General features: G+C 74.0%; 2 protein-coding genes. Both read right to left on the bottom strand.

Annotated features, from left to right (window positions below; genetic code table 11):
* Nucleotides 1-6,866: type I polyketide synthase (locus tag AC0693_RS37715; RefSeq protein ID WP_478804454.1), on the bottom strand; the 6,866-nt coding region annotated here is incomplete at its 3' end.
* 106 nt (nt 6,867-6,972) lie between these two features.
* Nucleotides 6,973-23,085, bottom strand: a complete 16,113-nt coding sequence (locus tag AC0693_RS37710) for a type I polyketide synthase (protein ID WP_478804453.1) — start codon at nt 23,083-23,085, stop codon at nt 6,973-6,975.
* Between the last annotated feature and the right edge of the window lie 42 nt (nt 23,086-23,127).

The raw sequence follows: 23,127 nt of genomic DNA, 5'->3' as shown, positions 1-23,127 counted from the left end.
GGCCCGTTCACCGCGGCGACGGAAATCCTCTCCTCACCCCACGGCGCGATCCGCTCCCGGACCACCACGGCCGGCAACGGCACCGACACCATGCCACCCAACCCCGCCAGCACCCGCCCGATCGCCTGACTACGCAACGCCACCACCCGAGCGGCATCCTCCAACGACAAGATCCCCGCCACACACGCGGCCGCGATCTCACCCTGCGAATGACCGATCACCGCACCCGGACGCACCCCGACCGAACGCCACACCTCCGCCAACGACACCATCACCGCGAACAACGCCGGCTGCACCACATCCACCCGATCCAGCGAAGGGGCATGCTCGACACCCCGGAGGACCTCGACCAACGACCAGTCGGTAAAGGGCTCCAGTGCCTTCGCACACTCATCCACTCGGGCAGCAAACACAGGTGAAGCGTCCAACAGCGCCTGGGCCATGCCCACCCATTGCGACCCCTGCCCGGGGAAGACGAAAGCGGTCTTGCCCCCGATGACCGACCCCTGGACGAGCAGGGGTGTGGTGCCCCCGACGGCCAGGGCGGCGAGCCCCGCGAGGTGCTCCTCCGGGTCCCGGCCGATCAGCACGGCACGCGTGCCGTGGGCCGTACGTGTGCTGGCCAGGGAGTGGCCGACATCGACATGCCGCAGGTCAGGACGGGTGCCGAGGTGCTGGAGCAGGCGTTCCGCCTGGCCGCGCAGCGCGTTCTCGGTCTTCGCCGTCAACGGCCAGGGCAGCGCGAGCGGCCCGTCCGTGGCCGCGGCGTCCAGGGGGGCGGTGGTCAGTAGGGGGTGGGCGGCCGGCGCGACAGGGGTTTCCTGCTCCGGCGCCTCCTGTTCCACCGGGGCCTGCTCGATGATGACATGGGCGTTGGTGCCGCTGAAGCCGAACGACGACACACCCGCGCGCCAGGGACGCCCGCCCGTCTCGGGCCAGGACCGCTCCTCGGTCAGCAGCTCGACCTCGCCCGCGCTCCAGTCCACGTGCGGGGTGGGCTCGGCGATGTGCAGGGTTCGCGGCAGCAGGCCGTGCTGCATGGCCAGCACCATCTTCATGACGCCGGCGACACCGGCGGCGGCCTGCGCGTGACCGATGTTGGACTTGATCGAGCCGAGGAGCAGTGGCCGGTCCTGCGGGCGGTCCTGCCCGTACGTGGCCAGCAGGGCCTGGGCCTCGATCGGGTCGCCCAGGGTCGTACCGGTGCCGTGGGCCTCCACCGCGTCGACTTCCGCGGCCGACATGCCGGCGTTGGCCAGGGCCTGGCGGATGACGCGCTGCTGGGAGGGCCCGTTGGGGGCGGTCAGGCCGTTGCTCGCACCGTCCTGGTTGATCGCCGTACCGCGGATCACGGCCAGCACGGGGTGGCCGTGGCGGCGGGCGTCCGACAGGCGCTCGACGAGGAGCATGCCCGCGCCTTCGGCCGGGCTGAAGCCGTCGGCGTCGGAGGAGAAGGCCTTGCAGCGGCCGTCGGTGGACAGTCCGCGCTGCCGGCTGAACTCGATGAAGGTGCCGGGCGTGGACATGACCGTCACACCACCCGCCAGGGCCATGGAGCATTCCCCGGCCCGCAAGGCCCGCACCGCGAGGTGCAGGGCCACCAGCGAGGCGGAGCAGGCGGTGTCGACGGTGACCGCCGGGCCTTCCAGACCAAACACGTAGGAGAGGCGGCCCGAGACGACGCTGCCCGCGCTGCCCGTGGCCAGGTGGCCTTCGAGCCCTTCGGTGGCGGCGCCGCGCACCAGGTGGGAGTAGTCGGAGCCGTTGGTACCGACGAAGACGCCGGACTGGGTGCCGCGCAGCGTCTCGGGGTCGATCCCGGCCCGCTCGAAGGCCTCCCAGGAGGTCTCCAGCAGCAGTCGCTGCTGCGGGTCCATCGCGAGCGCCTCGCGCGGCGAGATCCCGAAGAACGCCGGGTCGAAGGAGGCCGCGTCGGAGAGGAAGCCACCCTCACGGGTGTAGGAGGTGCCCAGGGCGTCGGGGTCGGGGTCGTACAGCGCCTCGACGTCCCAGCCGCGGTCCGACGGGAACTCCGACAGGGCGTCCCCGCCGGAGGCCAGCAGTTGCCACAGCTCCTCGGGGCTGCGGACGCCGCCGGGGAAACGGCAGCTCATCGCTACGACGGCGATGGGGTCGTCGTCGCCCCCGGAACCGGCCGCCGTCGGCAGGGGCGCGGCGGCCACCGCACTCCGGCCGGCGAGTTCGGTCCGCAGGAACCGGGCGAGGACGGTGGGCGTCGGGTAGTCGAAGACGAGCGTGGGCGGCAGCTTGAGCCCGGTCACCGCGTTCAGCCGGTTGCGCAGTTCGACGGAGGTGAGGGAGTCGAAGCCCAGTTCCTTGAACGCCCGGCCCGCCTCGACGGCCTCCGGTCCGGCGTAGCCGAGGACGGCGGCGACGGCCGTACGGACCAGCTCCAGCAGCAGCCGCTCCTGTTCGGCCTCGGGCTGCCCGGCGATTTGCCCGGCCAGCACGGCGGCGCTCCCGCTGTCCTCGGCGGTGTCGGTGCGGGCGCTGTCCATGGCCTGCCGTGCCTCGGGGAGGTCGTGCAGCAGGGGCCTGGTCCGGCCCGAGGTGAAGGCCAGGACGAAGCGCTTCCACTCCATATCCGCGACGGTCAGGGTCGTTTCGTCGCGGTCCAGCGCGTGCTGGAGGGCGATGACGGCCCGCCCGGGGGCCATCTCGATGACGCCGTGGCGGCGCATGCGGTCCCCGACGGCGCCTTCGGCCATCCCCCCGTCGCCCCAGGGTCCCCAGGCGAGGGAGGTCGCGGGCAGCCCGGCGGCGCGCCGGTACTCGGCGAAGGCATCCAGGAAGGCGTTGCCCGGCGCGTAGTTGCCCTGGCCGGGCGCGCCGAAGGTGGCGGCGAAGGAGGAGAAGAGGACGAACGCCGACAGGTCGAGGTCACGGGTCAGCTCGTGCAGGTGGAGCGTGGCGTCCACCTTGATCCGCAGAACGCGCTCGACCTGGTCGGGAGTGAGAGACTCGATCACCCCGTCGTCCAGGACGGCGGCGGTGTGCACGACCGCGGCCAGCGGCCGGTCGGCGGGGATGTCGGCGAGGAGTGCGGTGAGGGCGTCACGGTCGCCGACGTCGCAGGCGGCGAGGGTCACCCCGGCGCCCAGCGCGGCCAGTTCTTCCCGCAGAGCGGCCGCGCCGGGGGCCTCTGCACCCCGGCGGCTGACGAGCAGCAGGTGCTCGGCGCCGTTGCCCGCCAGCCAGCGGGCCACGTGCGCGCCCAGAGCACCGGTGCCGCCGGTCACCAAGGTGGTTCCGGTGGGCCGCCACTCGCGCACCGGGGCTGCCTCCGCCAGCCGGGCGCGTACCAGACGACGTACGAACAGACCCGAGGCACGTACCGCGACCTGGTCCTCGGCAGCATCACCGGCCAGCACCCCGACGAGCCGGACGAGAAGCCGGCCATCGGCCTGCTCCGGCAGGTCGATCAGACCGCCCCAGCGCTCGCCGTGCTCCAGCGCGGTGACCCGGCCCAGACCCCAGACGGGGGCCTGTGCGGGATCGGTCTGCTGCTCGGCGCGGTTCACGGCCACGGCGCCGCGGGTGACGCACCACAGCGGGGCGGTGACCTCGGCGTCGCCGAGGGCCTGGACCAGGGCGAGTGTGGCGATGACGCCTGCTGCCGCCCCGGTCCCGGCGGGGGTCAGCAGTGACAGCACACCCACCGCGGCGGGGCCGTCGGCGAGGGCGTCACGGATCCGCTCGGCGAGCACGGCCCGCGCGTCGTCGGAGCCGGGGACGGCGACGGTCCGTACGTCGGCGCCGTGCTCGGCGAGCGTGCGGAGCACGGCGTCGACGGCCTCGTCCCGGTCCTCGGGGAGTGCGACCAGCCAGGTGCCCGAGAGCCGGGCGGAGGCGGGCTCGGGGGCGGGCTTCCAAGTGATCCGGTAGCGCCAGCCGTCGACCGCCGACCGCTCCTGGGACCGGCGGCGCCAGGAGGAGAGCGCGGGCAGCAGCGCGGCGAGGGTCTCGTCGTCCGCGTCGAACTCCAGCTCGGCGGTGAGGGCGGCCACGTCATTCGCCTCGACGGCCTCCCAGAAGCGGGCGTCGGCGGTGTCGACCGCGTACGCGGCCGTGGTCTCGGCGTCCGGGGCGATGCCGGACTCCAGCCAGAAGTGCTCCTGCTGGAAGGCGTAGGTGGGCAGGTCGACCCGACGGGCACCCGTCCCCGCGAAGACCGCCTCCCAATCCACGGCGACACCGCGCACATAGGCCTCACCGAGCGAGAGCCAGAACCGCTCCAGACCACCCTCGTTACGGCGGAGCGACCCGAGTACGGCCGCCTCACGGCCGCTGTCCTCCACGGTCTCCTGTATGCCCACGGTCAGGACGGGGTGCGGGCTGGACTCGATGAAGACCCCGAAACCCTGCTCCAGAAGCGTGCGTGTGGCCTGCTCCAGCTCGACCGTCTGACGCAGGTTGCGGAACCAGTAACCAGCGTCCAGCTCCGGCCCCTTGACCCACTCCCCCGTCACCGTCGACAGGAACGGCACCTCCGCCGCCCGCGGCACGACCGGAGCAAGCAGCTCGGCCAACTCCTCACGCAGGAGATCGACCTGGGCAGAGTGCGAGGCGTAGTCCACCGCGATCCGCCTGGCCCGGACCCCGTCCGCCTCACAGACGGCCAGGAACTCCTCCAGCGCCGCCACCTCGCCCGAAACCACCACCGAGGAAGGCCCGTTCACCGCGGCAACGGAAATCCTCTCCTCACCCCACGGCGCGATCCGCTCCCGGACCACCACGGCCGGCAACGGCACCGACACCATGCCACCCAACCCGGCCAGCACCCGCCCGATCGCCTGACTGCGCAACGCCACCACCCGAGCGGCATCATCGAGAGAAAGAATGCCCGCCACACACGCGGCCGCGATCTCACCCTGCGAATGACCGATCACCGCACCCGGACGAACACCGACCGAACGCCACACCTCCGCCAGCGACACCATCACCGCGAACAACGCCGGCTGCACGACATCCACCCGCTCCAGCGAAGGAGCACCCTCCACACCACGCAGCACATCGACCAACGACCAGTCGACAAAAGGCTCCAGCGCCTTCGCACACTCATCCACCCGAGCAGCGAACACCGGCGAGGAACCCAGCAACGCCTCGGCCATACCCACCCACTGCGACCCCTGCCCCGGGAATACGAAAGCCGTCTTACCCCCGACCACCGACCCGCTCACCACACCCGCGGCCAACGACCCCGACGCCACCGCCGCGACACCCGCCACATGATCACCGAAAACCACCGCACGATGATCCAGCCCCGCACGCGTCGACGCCAACGACCACGCCACATCCACCGGATCCACACCGGCCACATCCACCGCGGCCAACCGCTCCGCCTGCGCCCGCAACGCACCCGCACTCTTACCCGACAACACCCACGGCACCACCGGCAGAACCGGCAGAACCGAACCCCCACCCTCCCCCGCCACACCCTCGGCCCCGGCCTCGGCGTCGACGACCGGAGCCTGCTCCACGATCACATGCGCGTTCGTCCCACTGAAACCGAACGACGACACACCCGCACGCCGAGGGGCCCCGGTCTGCGGCCAGGGGACGTTCTCAGCGATCAGGGAGACGGCACCCGCCGTCCAGTCGACGTGCGGCGTCGGCTCGTCGAGATGGAGGGTCTTCGGGACGATGCCGTGGCGCATGGCCTCGACCATCTTGATGATGCCCGCGACACCGGCCGCGGCCTGGGTGTGCCCGATGTTCGACTTGACCGAGCCGAGCAGCAGCGGCCGGTCCTCCGGGCGGTCCTGGCCGTAGGTGGCCAGCAGCGCCTGCGCCTCGATCGGGTCGCCCAGCGTCGTACCCGTACCGTGCGCCTCCACCACATCGACGTCGGCGGCGGCGAGGCGGGCGTTGGTGAGCGCCTGGTGGATGACCCGCTGCTGGGAGGGCCCGTTGGGGGCGGTGAGGCCGTTGCTCGCGCCGTCCTGGTTGATCGCCGAGCCGCGGATCACGGCGAGGACCGGGTGGCCGTGGCGCCGTGCGTCCGAGAGCTTCTCGACGAGGAGCATGCCGACGCCCTCGCCCCAGCCGGTGCCGTCGGCGGCGGCCGCGAAGGGCTTGCAGCGGCCGTCGGCGGCGAGGCCGCGCTGGCGGCTGAACTCGGTGAAGGTGGCCGGAGTCGCCATGACGGTGACGCCGCCCGCGAGGGCCATGGTGCACTCCCCCGCCCGCAGGGCCTGCACCGCGAGGTGGAGGGTGACGAGGGAGGAGGAGCAGGCGGTGTCGACGGTGACCGCCGGGCCTTCGAGGCCGAAGGTGTAGGCGACACGGCCGGAGGCGATGCTGCCGGAGCTGCCGGTGCCGAGGAAGCCCTCGACGCCCTCGGGAACGGAGTCCAGACGGGCGGTGTAGTCGTGGTACATGACGCCGGCGAAGACGGCGGTGCGGCTGCCGCGCAGCGACGTGGGGTCGATGCCCGCCCGCTCGAAGGCCTCCCACGAGGATTCGAGCAGCAACCGCTGCTGCGGGTCCATCGCCAGGGCCTCGCGGGGCGAGATGCCGAACGGGGCGGGGTCGAAACGGGCGGCGTCGTAGAGGAAGCCGCCTTCGCTGACGTAGCTGGCTCCGGCGCTGTCGGGGTCGGCGTCGTAGAGGGTCTCCACGTCCCAGCCCCGGTCGGCGGGGAATCCGGAGATCGCGTCCTCGCCGTCGGCGACGAGCCGCCACAGGTCCTCGGGGGTGCGGACGCCGCCGGGGTAGCGGCAGCTCATCGCGACGATCGCGACGGGTTCCTGGTTCTGCTCCTCGACCTCACGCAACCGCCTGCGGGCCTGACGCAGATCGGCGGTCGCCCGCTTGAGGTAGTCGCGAAGCTTGTCCTCGTTCACCATGTGCGTGGGCTCCATGCCAGAGAGGCGGTCGTACGGGTCTGTCTGTCCGTGGTGGGTGCGAAAAAGGTGGCCGGGCGGGGCGGAGGTGCCCCGCCCGGCGGTTTCAGGCGCCGAGCTCGTCGTCGAGCAGGTCGAAGAGTTCGTCGTCGGTCGCCGTGTCGAGGTCGCCGTCGAGGTCCTCGTCGTCGGTGTGCCGGCCGGTGTCCTGGCCGGTGTTCCACTTGGCGAGGAGGGCCTGGAGGCGCATCGTGATGCGCGAGCGGGTGACGCTGTCCGCGTCCGCGGCATCGGACCCGCCCAACGCGGTTTCCAGCCGGTCGAGTTCACCGAAGACGGTGGGGCCGTCGGCGTCGAGGGGCAGCGCGGAGCGCAGGTAGGCGCTCAGGCCCTCGGGGGTCGGGTAGTCGAAGATGAGCGTGGCGGGGAGGCGCAGGCCGGTGGCGGCGCCGAGCCGGTTGCGCAGTTCGACCGCGGTCAGCGAGTCGAAGCCGAGCTCCTTGAAGGCGCTGCCCGGTTCGATGGCGGCCGCGCCCACGTGGCCCAGGACCTGGGCCACGTGGGTGCAGACGGTGTCGAGGAGCACCCGGTCCCGTTCGGCGGGCGGGAGTTCGGCGAGCTGTCGCGCCAGCGTGCCGGGGCCGTCGGCGGACGCCGCCCCGCTGCTGGTCCTGCGGCGTACGGGCGTACGGAGCAGGCCGCGCAGCAGGGGCGCGACGGTGTCGGCGACCTGCGCGTGGAGTCCGGCGAGGTCGATGCGGGCGGGCACCAGCAACGCGGGGACGTCCTCGTCCGGCCCGGCCGTCACCGCCCGCAGGGCCGCATCGAAGAGGGCCAGGCCATCGGCCTCGGAGAGCGCGGCCATGCTGCCGCGGCCGAGGCGGCGGCGGTCCTGCTCGTCGAGGGTGGCCGCCATGCCGGCCTCGTCGTCCCACAGGCCCCAGGCGAGCGAGAGGCCCGGCAGGCCCTGTGCCCGGCGGTGCTGGGCGAGGGCGTCGAGGAAGGTGTTGCCCGCCGCGTAGTTGGCCTGTCCGGCGTTGCCGAAGACACCGGCCGCGGAGGAGAACAGGACGAAGGCGGCGAGGCTCAGGTCCCGCGTCAGCTCGTGCAGGTTCCACGCCGCGTCGGCCTTGGGCCGCAGGACCTTCGTCACCCGTTCGCGGTCGAGCGAGGTGATGGTGGCGTCGTCGAGGACACCGGCGGTGTGCACGACGGCCGTCAGCGGGTGCCCTGCCGGTACCGAGGCCAACAGGGCGGCCAGGGCGTCCCGGTCGGCCGCGTCGCAGGCCGCCCAGGTGACCCGGGCCCCCGCGGCGGTGAGCTCGTCGGCGAGTTCGGTGGCTCCGGCGGCCGTGGCTCCGCGACGGCTGGTCAGCAACAGGTGCCGCACGCCGTGCTCGGCGACGAGGTGCCGGGCGAGCAGGCCGCCCAGGGTACCGGTGGCCCCGGTGATCAGGACCGTGCCCTCGGGGTCCGGTCCGCGGTCGGCGGGGGCGCCGTCCGCGGGCGGAGTGAGGGTGGCGCGGGCCAGCCGGGGGGCCCGTACGGTTCCCGCGCGCAGGGCGAGTTGGGTCTCGTCGGTGGCGAGCGCGGCGGCCAGGGCCCGGTGCGAGGCGTCGTCCCCGTCGAGGTCGACGAGGACGAAGCGGTCCGGGTGCTCGGCCTGCGCGGAGCGCAGCAGACCCCATACGGCGGCGTGCGCGAGGTCGGTGACGTCCTCCTCGGGGCCGGTGGCCACGGCGCCGCGGGTGACGACCGCGAGCCGCGCCGCCGCGAACCGCTCGTCCGCCAGCCAGCCGTGGACCAGGTCCAGGGCGTTGCCGGTCGCGGCGTGCGCGTCCGGGGCGACGAGGTCGGCGGCCAGCGGGACCAGCACGGTGTCGGGAACGGGCTCACCGAGGGCCTCGGCCAGGTCGAAGGCCTCGCCGAGGGCGGTGAGGTCGGGATGTGCCGACCCGGCCGCGTCGTCGAGTACCCCGGCCCGTTCCAGACCGGCGCCCGTCTTGAGCGGGTCGTCGCCGAGCACGGCCCAGCTGCCGGGGACCGGCTGCGCCCGCACGGCTCCGGTGAGCGGCAGGGCGGTCCAGCCGATCCGGAAGAGCGCCTCCCGTACGGGCCCGGAGGCACCGGTGTCCGGGGCGAAGGGCCGCAGGACCAGCGTGTCGACGTCGAGGACGCGTTCGCCCTTCGCGTCCCACAGGGTCAGTGCCACCGCGTCGCGGCCGGCGGGGGCCATCCGGACGCGGAGCGCGGTCGCCCCGGCGGCGTACAGGCGCACCCCTTCCCAGGAGAACGGCAGCCGGGCGCCCTGCGGGCCGTCGGGGAAGAAGTCCCCGAGGGCGACGGCGTGGAGCGCGGCGTCGAGGAGGGCCGGGTGCAGGCCGTAGGGGGCCGCGTCTGCGCTGCGGTCCTCGTCGAGGGAGACCTCGGCGTACACCTCGTCCCCCAGCCGGTGGGCCCGGCGCAGGTTGCGGAAGGCGGGGCCGTAGCCCAGCCCGATGGCGTCGAAGCCGGGGTACAGCTCGTCCACGGGGCATTCGACGGCCCCGGCGGGGGGCCACTCGCCCAGGGGCTCGGTGCCGGGGTCCTCGGTGGCGGGGGCCAGGGTGCCCGCGGCGTGCCGGGTCCACGGCTCGTCGGGGGCGGCCTGCTCGGGGCGCGAGTAGACCTTGAAGGCCCGTCGGCCGTGCGCGTCGGCCTCGGCCACGGCGAGGCGCAGCTGCGTCCCGCCCGTCTCCGGGAGCACCAGCGGTGTTTCGAGGGTGAGGTCATCCAGCCGGCCGCAGCCGGCGTGGTCGCCCGCCCGGACGGCCAGCTCGACCAGCGCGGCACCGGGCAGCAGGATGCTGCCCGCGACGCGGTGGCCGGCCAGCCAGGGGTGGGTGCGCAGCGAGAGCCGCCCGGTGAACAGGAACCCGTCCGTGTCGGGCAGGTCGACCGCCGCTCCGAGGAGCGGGTGCGCGGTCGAACCGAGCCCGGCGGAGGCGACGTCCCCGGCGAGGGCGTGGGCCGGGGCCTCCAGCCAGTAGCGCTGCCGTTGGAAGGCGTAGGTCGGCAGGTCGGCGCGGCGGGCGCCGGTGCCTTCGTAGTACGCGGTCCAGTCGACGGCGATGCCCCGCAGGTGCGCCTGGGCGAGGGCTGCGGCGAGGGCGGATTCCTCGGGGTGACCCTTGCGGAGGGCGGGCGCGAAGGCGGCGCCTTCTCCGGAGACGCAGTCCTGTGCGAGGGCCGACAGGACGCCGTCAGGCCCGAGTTCGAGGTACGTGGTGACCCCAGCCGCCTCCAGCGTCCGGACACCGTCGAGGAAGCGGACGCCTTCGCGGACGTGCCGCACCCAGAACTCCGCCGAACCCATCTCGTCCGAGACCAGCGCACCGGTCAGATTGGAGACGATCGGGATCCGCGGAGCGGCGAAGGACAGACCCTCCACCACCCTGCGGAACGCCTCCAACATCCCGTCCATGTGCGGCGAGTGGAAGGCGTGACTGACCGTCAACCGCTTCGTCTTGCGGTCGGCGAGCACCTCCACCACCGCGAGCACGGCGTCCTCGTCACCGGCAACGACCACCGACTGCGGACCGTTGACCGCAGCGATGCTCACCCGCTCGGACAGCAGCGGCAGGACCTCGTCCTCCGACGCCTGCACCGCCACCATCACCCCACCCGAAGGCAACGCCTGCATCAACCGACCGCGAGCGCCGACCAGCGCACACGCGTCCTCCAGCGAGAACACACCCGCCACGTGCGCAGCCGCGATCTCACCCACAGAGTGACCGGACAGGAAGTCAGGCTTGACACCCCACGACTCCAGCAGCCGGAACAACGCCACCTCAACCGCGAACAACGCCGGCTGCGCATACTCCGTACGATCCAGCACCACCGCATCCCCGCCGAACAACACCTCCTTCAACGGCAGACCGAGGCTCATCGCCGCACACACCGCGTCCAGCGCCTCCGCGAACACCGGGTAGGCGTCATACAACTCACGCCCCATCCCGAGCCGCTGACTGCCCTGCCCGGTGAACAGGAAGGCCAGCTTTCCGGCCGACGGCGTACCCTCCAGCACTCCGGCGGGTCGGCTGCCGTCCGCGAGTGCGGCCAGGCCCGCGAGGAAGCCCTCGCGGTCCTCCGCCACCACGGCGGCCCGCCGGTCGAGGGTGGCCCGGCTCGTGGCCAGGGCGTAGCCGGTGTCCGTGAGGGACGACTCGGGGTCCGCGGCGACCTGTGCCGCCAGGCGGGCGGCTTGTTCGCGCAGGGCCTGGGGGTCCTTCGCCGAGAGCAGCCACGGCAGGGCGCCCGGCACCCGCTCGGGTGCGGGCCGCGTCCCGGGCTCCTCCGGCTCGGGAGCCTGTTCGATGACGGCGTGGGCGTTGGTGCCGCTGAAGCCGAAGGAGGAGATGCCGGCGCGGCGCGGGCGTCCCGTGTCCGGCCATGCGGTGGCCCGGTCCAGGAGCGTCACGGCCCCGGAGGCCCAGTCCACGTGCGGGGTGGGCTCGTCCGCGTGCAGGCTCTTGGGCAGGACGCCGTGCCGCATCGCCATGATCATCTTGATGACGCCGGCGACACCGGCCGCGGCCTGCGTGTGACCCATGTTCGACTTGATCGAGCCGAGCAGCAGCGGCCGGCCCTCCGGGCGCTCCTGGCCGTACGTGGCCAGCAGCGCCTGCGCCTCGATCGGGTCGCCCAGCGTCGTACCGGTGCCGTGCGCCTCGACGGCGTCCACATCGGCGACGGACAGCCCGGCGTTGGCGAGGGCCTGGCGGATGACCCGCTGTTGCGAGGGCCCGTTGGGGGCGGTCAGGCCGTTGCTCGCACCGTCCTGGTTGATCGCCGTACCGCGCACGACGGCCAGGACCGGGTGGCCGTTGCGGCGGGCGTCCGAGAGCCGCTCCACGAGGAGCACTCCCGCTCCCTCGGACCAGCCCGTGCCGTCGGCGTCGGCGGAGAACGCCTTGCAGCGGCCGTCGACCGCGAGGCCCCGCTGCCGGCTGAACTCCACGAACGCGGCGGGGGTCGCCATCACGGTCACACCGCCTGCCAGCGCGAGCGAGCACTCCCCGTTGCGCAGGGCCTGCACCGCGAGGTGCAGGGCCACCAGGGACGAGGAGCAGGCCGTGTCGACGGTGACCGCCGGGCCCTCCAAGCCGAACGTGTAGGACAGTCGGCCGGAGATGACGCTGCCCGCGTTGCCGGTGCCGAGGAAGCCCTCCACTCCTTCGGGCAGGGCCGCGAGCCGGGACGCGTAGTCCTGGTACATGACGCCCGCGAAGACACCGGTACGGCTGCCCCGCAGGGACCTCGGGTCGATCCCGGCGCGTTCGAAGGCCTCCCAGGCGGTTTCCAGCAGCAGCCGCTGCTGCGGGTCCATGGCGACGGCCTCGCGCGGGGAGATCCCGAAGAAGGCGGGGTCGAAGGCGGAGGCGTCGGTGAGGAACCCGCCCTCGCGGGCGTAGCTCGTGCCCTCCTGGCCGGGGTCGGCGTCGAAGAGGCCGTCGACGTCCCAGCCGCGGTCGTCGGGGAATCCGGAGATGACGTCCCGGCCCTCGAGGACGAGGCGCCAGAGGTCGTCGGGGCCCTCGACGCCGCCGGGGTAGCGGCAGCCGAGGCCGACGACGGCGATGGGATCGTCGTCGCGGAGTGCGGACGCGGACGCGGTCGCCGGGGCGGCGGGCGCGGCGGATGCGGCGCCGGGCAGTTCGTCGCGCAGGTGCTCGGCGAGGATCGTCGGGGTCGGGTAGTCGAAGACGAGGGTGGCGGGCAGGCGCAGCCCGGTGGCGGCGCCGATCAGGTTGCGGAGTTCCACTGCGGTCAGGGAGTCGAAGCCCAGCTCGCGGAAGGACCGGTCGGCCTCGACGGCCTCGGGCCCGGAATGGCCGAGTACGACCGCCACCTGGGTCCGGACCACGTCCAGGACGAGGGACTGCTGCTCGGCGACCGTCAGGCCCGCGAGCAGTGCCGAGGCGGGGGTGCCGGAGGCGGCGGCCCGGCGGGCGGGCATCCGGACCATGCCGGTGAGCAGCGGCGGCAGCGTGCCGGTGCCCGCCTGGGCGCGCAGGGCGGCCAGGTCCAGCTTGACCGGCACCAGCAGCGGCTCCTGCGCGCCGCAGGCGGCGTCGAACAGTGCCACGCCTTCCGCGGCCGTGAGGGCGTGGGCGCCGCCGCGACCGGGCCGGGAGACCTCGTCGGCCCCCAACGCGGCTCCCATGCCGCCGACTTCGGACCACAGGCCCCAGGCCAGGGAGGTCGCCGGCAGGCCCTGGGCCCGCCGGTGGGCCGCCAGCGCGTCCAGGAAGGCGTTGCCCGCGGCGTAGTTGGCCTGTCCGGCGTTGCCGAAGACACCGGCGGCGGAGGAGAAGAGGACGAACGCCGTGAGGTCGATGTCCCGGGTCAGCTCGTGGAGGTTCCAGGCCGCGTCGACCTTCGGGCGCAGCACCGCCGACAGCCGTTCGGCGGTCAGCGAACCGATCACCCCGTCGTCGAGGACACCGGCCGTGTGCACGACCCCGGTCAGCGGGTGCTCCGCCGGAATCCCGGCCAGCACGTCGGCCAGGGCCCCACGGTCGGCGACGTCGCACGCCGCCCAAGTCACCTCGGCGCCCAGACCCGCCAACTCCGCGGACAGCAGCGGGGTTTCGCCCCGGCGACTGACCAGCAACAGGCGCCGTACGCCGTGCTCGGTGACCAGGTGGCGGACGACCAGCGCGCCGAGCGAACCGCTCGCGCCGGTGACCAGGACGGTGCCGTGGGTGTCCCAACCGGCGGCCGTCTCCCCGGTCCGGCCCGGCCGCGCGGCGCGGACCAGCCTCGGTACCAGCGCCGAGCCTCCCCGCACCGCCACCTCGGGTTCGCCCGTCGCCAGGGCGACCGCGAGCGGGCCCGCCGGCTCCTCGTCGACGTCGACGTCGACGAGGACGAAGCGGCCCGGGTTCTCCGACTGCGCGGACCGCAGCAGGCCCCGCACCGCGGCGCGGACCGGGTCGTGGACGCCTTCTCCGGGCACGGCCTCCACCGCACCGCGCGTCACGAACACCAAGCGTCCGTCCGCCGACGGGTCCGACAGCCGGTCCTGGACCAGGCGCAGGACCCGGGCCGTTTCGGCGTGCACGGCTTCCGGCACGGCCGCGCGGACGCCCGTACGCAGGTCGATGACGACCGGGTCGTCGGCTGCTCCGGCCGCGGCCTGCGCCGTCCGATCGGCGGACGGCGCGGTCCAGTCGACCCGGAAGAGGGAGTCCGGGCCCCGGTCCCCACCGGCCGCGTCGATCTGCCCGGACGAGATCGCTCGCAGGGCCAGCGAATCCACCGAGGCGAGGGGGTGACCGGCGGAGTCGGCCAGTTCGAGCGAGACCGCGCCGTGGCCCGCGCCCGCGAGGCGGACCCGCGCGGCCGCCGCGCCCGAGGCGTGCAGGCGTACGCCGGTCCACGCGAACGGCAACCGGGCGCCGTCCGCGCTGTCGGAATCCGGGCCCGCAGCCAGCGAAGCGTCCAGTGCCAGGGCGTGGAGCGCGGAGTCGAGCAGCGCCGGATGGAGCCCGAAGGCCCCGGCGTCCGCCTGCCCGCGCCCGGCGAGGCCGAGTTCGGCGAACAGTTCGCCGTCACGCCGCCAGACTGCCCGCAGTCCGCGGAAGAGGGGGCCGTAGTGGAGCCCGGAGGCGTCGAGGAGCTCGTACGCATCGTCCACGGGGACGGGGGTCGCGTCGACCGGCGGCCAGACGCCGAGGTCGGCGGTCGCGGGTCGCACCTCGGCCGTGAGCAGACCGGCGGCGTGGCGCTGCCACGGCTCGTCGGCGTCGGCGTCGGCCTCCGCGAACCGGGAGTGGACGGCGACGGTACGACGGCCCGACAGGTCGGGGGCTCCCACGGTGACCTGGATCTGGACGGCCGCGTCGGGGTCGGACAGCACCAGCGGTGCCTGGAGGGTCAGTTCCTCCACGGCCGGGGCGCCGGCCCGCTCACCGGCGTGCAGGGCCAGCTCGACGAGGGCCGCGCCCGGGACCAGTACGGAGCCCATCACGGCGTGGTCGGCCAGCCAGGGGTGCGTCCGCAGCGACAGGCGGCCGGTGAGGACGCACCCGTCGGCGTCGGCGAGGGACACCGCGGCGCCCAGCAGCGGGTGCCCGGCGGCCGCGAGACCGAGGCCGGTGGCGTCACCGGGCAGTGGGGCACCGGTCTCGGGCCAGAACCGCTCACGCTGGAAGGGGTAGGTGGGCAGGTCGACGCGCCGGGCACCGGTCCCGGCGAAGCGTGCCCGCCAGTCCGCGTCGCCGCCGCGGGCGTAGGCCCGGGCGAAGGCGGCGGTGACGGTCTCCACCTCGGGGCGGTCGGCACGGAGCGTTGCGGCGAAGGCGGCGCCTTCTCCGGAGACGCAGTCCTGGGCGAGGGCCGACAGGACACCGTCAGGCCCGAGTTCGAGGTACGTGGTGACCCCTGCCGCCTCCAGCGTCCGGACACCGTCGAGGAAGCGAACCGCCTCGCGGACGTGCCGCACCCAGAAGTCGGCCGAACCCATCTCGTCCGAGACCAGCGCACCCGTCAGGTTGGAGACGACCGGGATCCGCGGAGCGGCGAAGGACAGGCCCACCACCACCGTGCGGAACTCCTCCAGCATCCCGTCCATGTGCGGGGAGTGGAAGGCATGACTGACGGTGAGCCGCTTGCTCTTCCGGTCGGTGAACACCTCCACCACCGCCAGCACGGCGTCCTCGTCACCGGCAACGACCACCGACTGCGGACCGTTGACGGCGGCGATGCTCACCCGGTCATTCAGCAACGGCAGGACCTCGTCCTCCGCGGCCTGGATCGCGACCATCACACCACCGGACGGCAGCGCCTGCATCAGACGACCGCGCGCAGCCACCAACGTGCACGCGTCCTCCAACGAGAACACACCCGCCACATGCGCGGCCACGATCTCACCGATCGAATGACCGGACAGGAAGTCAGGCGTGACACCCCACGACTCCAGCAACCGGAACAACGCCACCTCGACCGCGAACAACGCAGGCTGCGCATACTCCGTACGATCCAGCACCATCGCATCCCCGCCGAACAACACCTCCTCCAGAGGCAGTTCGAGGTTCATCGCCGCACACACCGCGTCCAGCGCCTGCGCGAACACCGGGAAGACGTCATACAACTCACGCCCCATCCCGAGCCGCTGACTGCCCTGCCCGGTGAACAGGAAGGCGGTGCAGCCGGTCTTCGTCACCGTGTCGCGGGTCAGCCCGGGGGCGGTACCGCCGTTGGCGAGGGCGGCGAGGGCGGTGGCGGCGGACTCGGGGTCGCGTGCCAGTACCACCGCGCGATGGTCGAAGGCGGCGCGGGTCGTGGCCAGCGAGTACGCGAGGTCCGCCAGCCCGATGCCCGGGTGCGCAGCCAGGTGCGCGCTCAGAGCGCGGGCACGGTCGGCGAGGGCCTGATCCGTGCGGCCCGACAGCGGCAGGGGCAGGACGACGCCCGGGGCGGCTCCGGCCCCGGTATCGGTGTCGGCGGGAGCCGGGGATGCGGGCGGCGCCTGCTCGATGATCGTGTGGGCATTGGTGCCGCTGATGCCGAAGGACGACACACCGGCTCGGCGGGGGCGGCCCCTCTCGGGCCACGGAACCGGCTCGGTCAGCAGGCTTACGGAGCCTTCCGACCAGTCCACGTGCGGGGACGGCTGCTCGGCGTGCAGGGTCCGGGGAAGCACCCCGTGCTGCATGGCCAGCACCATCTTCATCACACCGGCCACGCCAGCGGCGGCCTGGGTGTGGCCGAGGTTCGACTTGATGGAGCCGAGGAGCAGCGGCTGGTCCTCCGGGCGGTCCTGCCCGTACGTGGCCAGCAGCGCCTGGGCCTCGATCGGGTCGCCCAGGGTCGTACCGGTGCCGTGGGCCTCCACCGCGTCGACGTCGGCGGTGGTGAGTCCCGCGCTCGCGAGGGCGGCGCGGATGACGCGCTGCTGGGAGGGGCCGTTCGGGGCGGTGAGCCCGTTGCTGGCACCGTCCTGGTTGATCGCGGAGCCGCGGACCACCGCGAGGACGGGGTGGCCGTTCCTGCGGGCGTCGGAGAGCCGCTCGACGAGCAGCATGCCCACGCCCTCGCCCCAGCCCGTGCCATCGGCGTCGGCCGAGAAGGCCCGGCAGCGGCCGTCGGCGGAGAGGCCGCGCTGGCGGCTGAAGCCGACGAAGGTGCCCGGGGTGGCCATGACGGTGACACCGCCGGCCAGGGCCAGGTCGCACTCGTGGGCGCGCAGGGCCTGGATCGCCATGTGGAGGGCGACCAGCGAGGATGAGCAGGCGGTGTCGATGGTGACGGCGGGGCCTTCGAGACCGAAGGTGTACGAGACGCGTCCCGAGGCGATGCTGCCCGTGCTGCCGGATCCGAGCGACCCGTCCGCGCCGTCGGCCGAGCGTTCCAGTAGGGCGGCGTAGTCGTGGTACATGACACCGGCGAAGACACCGGTGCGGCTGCCCCGGACGGACGCCGGGTGGATGCCGGCCCGTTCGAAGGCCTCCCAGGTGGTCTCCAGGAGCAGGCGCTGCTGCGGGTCGGTGCCGACGGCCTCGCGCGGACTGATCCCGAAGAAGGCGGGATCGAATCCGGCGGCGTCGTGCAGGAAACCGCCGTGGCGGGTGTACGAGGTACCGGCGTGGTCGGGGTCGGGGTGGTAGAGGGAGGCGAGGTCCCAGCCGCGGTCGGCGGGGAAGCCGGTGATGGCGTCGCCGCCGCTCTCCAGCAGCCGCCAGAGCTCCTCGGGGCTGGTCACGCCGCCGGGGTAGCGGCAGCTCATGGCGACGATGGCGATCGGGTCGTCACCGGCGCCGGCCGAGGCGGGGGCGGTGGGTGCCGTCCGCGCGGGGGCCGCGTGTTCCTCGCCGAGTTCGGCGGCGAGGTGGCGGGCGAGGGCGAGGGAGGTCGGGTAGTCGAAGACCAGGGTGGCGGGCAGGCGGCGGCCGACGGCCGCGCCGACCCGGTTGCGGAGCTCGACGGCGGTGAGGGAGTCGAAGCCCAGTTCGCTGAAGGCCTGTCCGGGTTCGACGGCGTCCACCGTGCCGTGTCCGAGGACGTCGGCGACGTGGCTGCGGACGAGGTCGAGCAGGAGCCGTTCCCGGGCGGCCGCGTCGAGGCCGGCGAGGCTGCGTTCGAGCGCGGAGAGCTCGGCCCCGGCGCGCCCGCCGCGGCCGGTCCCGGCCGCGGCGGCGCGTCGTACGGGCGTGCGGACGAGCCCGCGCAGCAGCGGGGCCACGTCCGTCCCGGCAGCGGGCGGGATGAGCCGCATGGGGACGAGGAGCGCCCGGTCCGCCCCGCCGTCGGCGGCGGCGAGGGCGTCGGCGAGGTCGAGGAGGGCGAGGCCGTCGGCGGCGGAGAGTCCTTCCACGCCGCCGCGCTTCATCCGGTCGAGGTCGGCCCGGTCCAGGGCGCCCGCCATGCCACCGGTGTCCTCCCAAAGGCCCCAGGCGAGCGAGACGGCCGGGAGGCCCTGGGCCCGGCGGTGCTGGGCGAGGGCGTCGAGGAAGGAGTTCGCGGCGGCGTAGTTGCCCTGGCCGGGGGCGCCGAACACGCCCGCGGCCGAGGAGAACAGGACGAAGGCCGACAGGTCCAGGCCGCGGGTCAGTTCGTGGAGGTGGAGCGCGGCGTCGGCCTTGGGCCGCAGGACGGTGTCGAGGCGTTCGGGGGTGAGGGAGTCGATCACGGCGTCGTCGAGGACTCCGGCGGTGTGCACGACGCCGCGCAGCGGGTGGGCCGCGGGGATCGCGGTCAGGGCGGCGGCGAGCGCCTCCCGGTCGGCGGCGTCGCAGGCCGCCCAGGTCACCTCGGCGCCCAGCCCGGCCAGTTCGCGGGTCAGGTCCGCGGCCCCGGGGGCGGTGTCGCCGCGGCGGCTCAGCAGCAGCAGGTGGCGTACGCCGCGCTCGCCGACGAGGTGGCGGGCGACGAGCCGACCGAGGGTGCCCGTGGCCCCGGTGACGAGGACGGTCCCGTCGGCGTCGTACTGCGGGACGCTCTCCCCGGTGTTCCCGGCCGTGCGACCAGGGGTGGTCCGGGCCAGGCGGGGGGCGCGTGCGGTGCCGGCGCGCAGGGCGAGTTGCGGTTCCCGCGCGGCCAGGAGCGCGTCCAGGACGGGGGCGGCGATGTCGTCGCCATCGGTGTCGACGAGGACGAAGCAGCCCGGGTGCTCGGCCTGCGCGGAGCGCACCAGCCCCCAGACGGCCGCGTGGACGGGGTCCGGAACCCGGTCGCCGGTGCGGACGGCGACCGAGCCCCGGGTCAGGAGGACGAGCCGGCTGTCGGTTAGCCGCTCGTCGGAGAGCCAGCGCCGCAGCAGGCGGAGCGTGGCGCGGGAGGCCGCGTGGACGGCCTCGGGGGTGAGCTCCGGCGCGGCGGGCAGCCGTACCAGGACGGTGGCGGGTGCGGGAGTGCCGGAGTCGAGAGCGGTGTCGAGGGCGGCGTCGGCGGACGGCCCGTCGAGGACCAGGACGTCCCGGTCGGAGGAGTCCGCGGCCTCGGCCGGGGCCGGGAGGGCCAGCGGGAGCCAGGCCACCTCGAACAGCGAGTCGTGGGGCCCGCCCCGGCCGGTGTCCGGCTGCTCCGCCGAGAGCGGGCGCAGGGTGAGCGCGGCGATGTCGGCGACCGGTTGTCCGGTGCCGTCGGCCAGGGCGAGGGAGACGGTGTCCGGGCCTGCCGGAGTGAGCCGGACGCGCAGGGCGGCGGCGCCGACGGCGTGCAGGGCCACCCCGCTCCAGGAGAACGGGAGCCGGCCGCGGCCGGTGTCCTCGACGAGTCCGGCGGCGCCGATGGTGTGCAGGGCGGCGTCGAGGAGCGCCGGGTGGAGCCCGAAGAGGGCGGCGTCGGCGTTCTGTCCACCGGTCCCGGTCCCCGTCTCGACCTCGACGTAGGTCGCGCCTTCGGCCGTCCAGGCGGCGCGGACGCCCTGGAAGGCGGGGCCGTACCGGAGGCCGGCCTCCGCGAGTCCGGCGTACAGGCCGTCGACGGCCAGTGGCACGGCGCCGGCCGGGGGCCAGGTCTCGGCGGTGAAGGTGGGCTGCGGGGCGCCGACGGCGAGGACGCCGTCGGCGTGCCGGGTCCAGGGCCCCTCGGCCGCGCCGGGGTCGGCCGCGTCGGTGGCGGGCTCCGGGCGGGAGTGCACGCCGAGGGAACGGCGGCCGGTGGCGTCGGGGGCGCCGACCCACAGCTGGAGCTGGACGCCGCCGTCCTCGGGCAGGACGAGCGGGGCGTGGAGGGTGAGCTCCTCCAACAGGTCGCAGCCGACCTGATCGCCCGCCCGGACGGCCAGTTCGACGAAGGCGCTGCCGGGCAGGACGGCCGATCCCATGACGCTGTGGTCCGCGAGCCAGGGGTGGGTGTCGAGCGCGAGACGGCCGGTGTACAGGAACCCGTCGAGATCGGCGAGGGCGACGGCCGCACCGAGCAGGGGGTGGTCGGCGGTGCCCAGGCCCGCGGCGGAGACGTCGCCGTGGGGGCGTCCGGCGTCGAGCCAGAACGGCTCGCGCTGGAAGGCGTAGGTGGGCAGGTCGACGCGGCGGGCACCGCTGTGGGCGTAGTAGGCGGCCCAGTCGACGGGCGCGCCGCGCACGTGCAGCCGGGCGAGGGCTCCGGTCAGGGTCTCGGTCTCGGACCGTCCTGCGCGCAGCGTCGGCACGAATGCGGCGGTGTCGTCGGCATCGGTGTCGGTGTCGGCGGCCAGGCAGTCCTGGGCGAGGGCCGACAGGACCGCGTCCGGGCCGAGTTCGAGGAAGTGGACGACGTTGTGGGCGGCCAGGGCGCGGACGCCGTCGGCGAAGCGGACGGTCTCACGGACGTGGCGGACCCAGAACTCGGCCGAGCCCATCTCGTCGGTGACGCGCGCGCCGGACACGTTCGACACCACCGGGATCCGCGGAGCCCCGTACGTCAGGGACTCCGCCACCTCACGGAAGGCGTCGAGCATCCCGTCCATGTGGGCCGAGTGGAAGGCATGACTGACCGTCAGCCGCTTCGTCTTGCGGCCGGCGAACGAAGCCACCACCGCCAGCACGGCATCCTCGTCACCCGCCATCACGACCGACGCAGGCCCGTTGACGGCGGCGATGCTCACCCGCTCGTTCAGCAACGGCAGGACCTCGGCCTCCGACGCCTGCACCGCCACCATCACCCCACCCGAAGGCAACGCCTGCATCAGACGACCACGCGCGGACACCAGCGCACACGCATCCTCCAGCGAGAACACCCCCGCCACATGCGCAGCCGCGATCTCACCCACGGAGTGACCGGACAGGAAGTCAGGCCGCACACCCCACGACTCCAGCAGCCGGAACAACGCCACCTCGACCGCGAACAGCGCGGGCTGCGCGTACTCCGTACGGTCCAGCAGAGCGGCATCCGTCCCGAACAACACCTTCTTCAGCGGCAGTTCGAGCTTCATCCGCTCGCACACCGCGTCCAGCGCGGCCGCGAACACCGGGAAGGCGGCGTACAGCTCACGCCCCGACCCGAGCCGCTGACTGCCCTGCCCCGTGAACAGGAACGCCAGCTTGCCCGGCACCGGGCGGCCCCGGGTGACCCCCTGTGCGGGCTCCTCCGGGCCGCTCCCTGCGAGCAGTTCCAACCCGCGCAGCAGCCCCGCCCGGTCGGTGGCCGTGAGGACGGCGCGGTGCTCGAAGTCGGTGCGGCCGTTCGCGAGGGAGCCGGCGATGTCGGTGGCGTCCGGGCCGGGGTGGGCGCTCAGGTGGGCGTGGAGCTTCCCGGCCTGGGCCCTCAGGGCGGCCGGTGTCCTGGCCGACAGGTTCCACAGCGGCGGTACGGGCACCGGCGGCGCGGCCGGAGCCGCTTGCGGCTCCGCGGCCGCCGGACCCTCCGCCGGGGCTTGCTCGATGATGGTGTGGGCGTTGGTGCCGCTGATCCCGAAGGAGGAGACGCCCGCACGGCGCGGGGCGCCGGTCTCCGGCCACGGCACGGTGTCGGTGAGCAGCCGGACGGCGCCCTCGGACCAGTCGACGTTCGGGGTGGGTTCGTCGACGTGCAGGGTCCTGGGCACGATCCCGTGCTGCATCGCCATGACCATCTTGATGATGCCGGCGACGCCCGCGGCGGCCTGGGTGTGGCCGATGTTGGACTTCAGCGATCCCAGGAGCAGCGGCCGGTCCTGCGGCCGGTCCTGTCCGTACGTGGCCAGCAGCGCCTGGGCCTCGATGGGGTCGCCGAGGGTGGTGCCGGTGCCGTGGGCCTCCACGACGTCGATCTGGGCGGCCGAGAGCCGCGCCCCCGCGAGGGCCTCGCGGATGACGCGCTGCTGGGCGGGGCCGTTGGGGGCGGTCAGGCCGCTGCTCGCGCCGTCCTGATTGACGGCGGAGCCGCGGATGACGGCGAGGACGGGGTGGCCGTTGGCACGGGCGGCCGAGAGGCGTTCGAGGACGAGCATGCCCGCGCCCTCGCCCCAGCCGGTGCCATCGGCGGCGGCCGCGAAGGACTTGCAGCGGCCGTCGCCCGCCAGGCCGCGGTGGCGGCTGAACTCGGTGAACGTTCCCGGTGTGGCCATGACGGTGACGCCGCCCGCGAGGGCGAGGTCGCACTCGCCGCTGCGCAGGGCCTGCGCGGCGAGGTGGACGGCGACGAGCGAGGAGGAGCAGGCCGTGTCGACGGTGACGGCGGGGCCTTCGAGGCCGAGGGTGTAGGAGATCCGGCCGGAGGCGATGCTGCCGGAGCTGCCGTTGCCGAGGAAGCCCTCGATCTCCTCGGGGACGCTGAACAGCCGTGCGGCGTAGTCGTGGTACATGAGGCCGGCGAAGACGCCGGTGCGGCTGCCGCGCAGCGAGACGGGGTCGATCCCGGCGCGTTCGAAGGCCTCCCAGGATGTCTCCAGCAGGAGCCGCTGCTGCGGGTCCATGGCGAGGGCCTCGCGGGGCGAGATCCCGAAGAAGGCGGGGTCGAAGTGGTGGGCGTCGTGCAGGAATCCGCCGACCTTCTCGTACGCCTCGATGCTGCTCTCGGGATCGGGGTCGTAGAGGACCTCGGCGGGCCAGCCCCGGTCGTCGGGGTAGGGGGTGACCGCGTCCGTGCCGGCGGCGACGAGCTCCCAGAGGCGTTCGGGGGTGTCGACGCCGCCGGGGTAGCGGCAGCTCATCGCGACGACCGCGATCGGTTCCTGGTCGCGTTCCTCCACCTCGCGCAGCCGTCGGCGCGCCTCGCGGAGATCGGACGTCGCCCGCTTGAGGTAATCGAGGTACTTCTCCTCGTTCACCATGTCTTTACGCCATCCCGGTGGTCGAAGTGGTGGTCAAAGTGG

This window comes from Streptomyces sp. NPDC043876, from assembly GCF_056435825.1.
This window is presented reverse-complemented; position numbering and strand designations above follow the sequence as displayed.